The sequence below is a fragment of the Aeromonas sp. QDB18 genome (assembly GCF_027705325.1).
GTDB classification, from domain to species: Bacteria; Pseudomonadota; Gammaproteobacteria; order Enterobacterales; family Aeromonadaceae; genus Aeromonas; species Aeromonas caviae.
Window position 1 is genome coordinate 1 of the sequence record NZ_JAPDBQ010000233.1, and the last position, 3,232, is coordinate 3,232.

At 60.1% G+C, this 3,232-nt stretch carries 3 protein-coding genes; all 3 read right to left on the reverse strand.

Annotation, left to right across the window (positions count from 1 at the left end):
* Window positions 1-172: 172 nt before the first annotated feature.
* From OKC30_RS20285 to OKC30_RS20295, 3 genes are read right to left on the reverse strand one after another with little or no spacing between them, the layout of a single operon-like run.
* Complete coding sequence (locus OKC30_RS20285; RefSeq protein ID WP_011222066.1) at window positions 173-883, reverse strand: ABC transporter ATP-binding protein; 711 nt, start codon at window positions 881-883, stop codon at window positions 173-175.
* Window position 884: 1 nt separating this feature from the next.
* Window positions 885-2,090: an ABC transporter permease gene (locus OKC30_RS20290; RefSeq protein WP_270666941.1), complete on the reverse strand. Its 1,206-nt coding sequence runs from the start codon at window positions 2,088-2,090 to the stop codon at window positions 885-887.
* A complete protein-coding gene (locus OKC30_RS20295) occupies window positions 2,087-3,124 on the reverse strand; it encodes an efflux RND transporter periplasmic adaptor subunit (RefSeq protein ID WP_442865847.1) in 1,038 nt (345 codons plus the stop codon). Before OKC30_RS20295 ends, OKC30_RS20290 begins: the two co-directional genes overlap by 4 nt.
* Window positions 3,125-3,232: the final 108 nt, after the last annotated feature.

Genomic DNA, 3,232 nt, shown 5'->3' on the forward strand with positions numbered 1-3,232 from the left:
TGCGCGAGCAGCTATCACCCAGTAATGGGAATCCCCCTCCTGTGACGCGAAGCGCTAAGGTGGGGGAGGATGTCAAAGAAGCAGGCAGGCCGTAACGGTCAGGGTGATAGTTCCAAATGCGTGGCTGTGTTTGCGGTGGGTCATGAAATTCTCCTGTAATTCAATCGTTCTCTCATTCGAACTCCCGCCCTTCGCCAGCTTCCTCATGGGTTACACCGTCGCGGATGTGGTAGATGCGCTTGAAGGTCGGGATGATCTTTTCGTCATGGGTGACGACGATGATGGCGGTCTCGAACTTGCGGGCCATGTCGTTGAGGATGCGGATTACAGCCATGGCGCGCTCGGAATCCAGCGGCGCAGTGGGTTCATCGGCCAGGATCACTGGCGGGCGATTGACCAATCCGCGCGCGATGGCAACCCGTTGCTGCTCGCCACCGGAGAGTTGCGAGGGCATTGCGCGAGCTCGGTGTTGCACATCAAGCGCCGTGAGCAATTCCAGTGCCTTCGCGCGCGACTCTCCATTCGCGACGCCTGCAAGCATCGGCAACAGCGCCACGTTGTCGGTGACATCGAGAAACGGAATCAGGTATGGTGCTTGGAAAACGAAACCGATCTTGTCGCGCCGCAAGGCGCGCAAGTCGCGGACTTTCCAGCCATCGTCGTAGATCACTTCATCGCCCAGCGTCATGCGACCAGCGGTCGGTTCGATCACCGCACCCAGACATTTGAGCAGCGTGCTCTTGCCGGACCCGGAAGGGCCGATCAGCCCCACCACTTCACCTGGCGCAACATGCATATTCACGTCTTTCAAGGCAAAGACAGCGGTGTCACCATCGCCATACCGCTTGCTCAAACTTTCGATGTGGATGCCTTTACCACTCATCTCAACCTCCAATGGCTTCGGCCGGATCGACCTTGAGTGCCATGCGAATGGCGACGATGCTGGCTAGAACGCAGATCACGAGCACGGCGAAAAAACCGGCGATGGAGTCGAACGGCATCAGCAGTACGTACTTGGGAAACAGCGGCGCTGAGAAAGTGGCTGTGATCTTGCCGACCACGAAACCAATCACGCCCAGGGCGATCGCCTGCTGCATGATCATCGCGGCGATGGTTCGGTTGCGTGTGCCGATCAGCTTCAACACCGCGATCTCGCGGATTTTGTCCATCGTCAGCGAATAGATGATGAAGGCAACGATGGCCGCGCTAACGATGGCCAGAATCACTAAGAACATGCCGATCTGCTTGGCCGAGGTGGCGATCAACTTGCCGACGAGGATGTCTTCCATCTGTGCCCGGGTGTAGACCGTCAAACGCTTCCAGCGCCGGATGGATTCGGCAACCTCGTTCGGCGCATGGCCAGGTTTCAGTGTGACCAGTACGGCATTGACGAACGCGTTGCTGCTCTGTGAAGCAATCACGGCATCCAGCAAACCTGGAACACCGGGTCGATTGAAGGCCGGGTTGGCTTCGGTGCGACGCCGGCTTTGCCAAATGGCGTCGTTGTCCTTGAGGAACTGAGCCTCTTGGGCATCCTTAAGCGGAATGAATACCATCGGGTCGCCGCTGGACGACACCATGCGCCGTGTCAGACCCACGACGGTGTAATGATTTCGGCGAATGGCAAGACGATCTCCCAGTTTGAAGCCGGTGGCGATGTCGGCCACAGCCTCGTAGTGACCGCGCGTGATCTGGCGTCCAGCGACGAGATAAGGAGGCCATCCGGGTGTAGCCCCCAACGCGCCGGGCGCGATGCCGACCACCATGGTGCGTACATCACTCTCGCCCTTGCGTACCTGCATGGTCAGGTAGGTCACGTTCGCTGCCTGGGCGACTCCCGGCATGGCGAGGATGGCGCGATACACGTCATCGTTGAGGCTTGACGACTCCGCATAAGGACCCAGAGTATCCTTTTGCACCACCCAAAGGTCGGCGCCACTGTTGTCGAGCAGCGCCTTGCCGTCGTCCACCATGCCCCGGTACACCCCGGCCATGACCAGGGTGACGCCGATCAGCAGACCCAGCCCGATGCCAGTGAAGACGAACTTTCCCCAGGCATGGAGAATGTCGCGGCCGGCAAGGCTGATCATCGTGACACTCCTGGGATATGGTCGACCACATGGATGCGGCTGCGCGCCGTCAGTGCCTTTTCGCTATAGGTCACAATCTGGTCCCCATTCTTGAGCCCTTCGCGCACCTGCACGTAACCATTGAGGTCAGAAGCACCGAGCTTGACCGGGGAGAAATGCAGATCACCATCCACGATTTGCCAGACACCAATTTTGTTGCCCTCACGCTGGACGGCAGCGTTGGGGATCAGTGGAGCGGCCGGGAGCGCCGGCAAGTCAACCGTGACTTCGGCCAGTTCACCCACCGGTGGCAAAGGTTCTGGTTTGTTATCGAATGTCACCTTGGCAAGCGTTTCCTCGGTTACCGCGTCGGCCTTGGGTTCCACCCGCAGCACGCGACCTTTCAAGGTCTGGCCACCACGCGAACGCAGGACGATGTGAGCCGGCAACCCCCCAGCCAGCCCCGATGCGCTGATCTGGTCGAAGCGCACATTGATCCACAAACTCTTGGGGTCGATTACTTCCACCACGGCCTCGCCCGCGACGATGGTCGTGCCGGGATCGGCATCGCGCACGGCGACTACACCGTCGACCGGCGCGATCAGGCGCAGATTACTCCGCTGCGCGACGAGTCCTTCGAGGTCGGAGCGTGCCCGGGCAATATCTTCCCGAGCTGCGGATAGGGCGGCATCGGCGATCTGCAGTTCCTGCTGCTTGGTGGTGACGATTTCCTCGCTGATAAAGCGCACCGCTAACAATTGCTCGTAGCGGCGCGCTTGGGTTTGCGCGTAGGCTTGCCGGGCTTCTGCCTCGCGCAAAGCCGCTTCCGCACGCTTGAATGCCGACTCCTGTGAGCGCACCCGATCATCGAGGTCGACCGGCTCCATCTCGCCGAGCACCTGTCCGGCCTTGACCTGGTCGCCTACATGCACCTCCAGGCGTTTGACGCGCCCGGCAAACGTCGGCCCGATCTTGTAGGTGTAGCGCGCCTCCACCGTGCCGATGCCGAACAGCGCCGGTGTGATAGCCCGTGATTCCACGCTTGCCACCGTCACAGCGACCGGGGCGAGCGGCCCTGATCGCAGACCAGGGCGAGATCGTGAACGTTTTGAAGCAATGTTAAGAGGATTTGACCGACCGATCTGGGTGTGATCTTATACTCT

Excerpts from the sequence above, each read along its gene's own strand:
- OKC30_RS20285 (WP_011222066.1), bottom strand. The coding sequence starts at position 883 with ATGAGTGGTAAAGGCATCCACATCGAAAGTTTGAGCAAGCGGTATGGC.
- OKC30_RS20290 (WP_270666941.1), bottom strand. The coding sequence starts at position 2,090 with ATGATCAGCCTTGCCGGCCGCGACATTCTCCATGCCTGGGGAAAGTTC.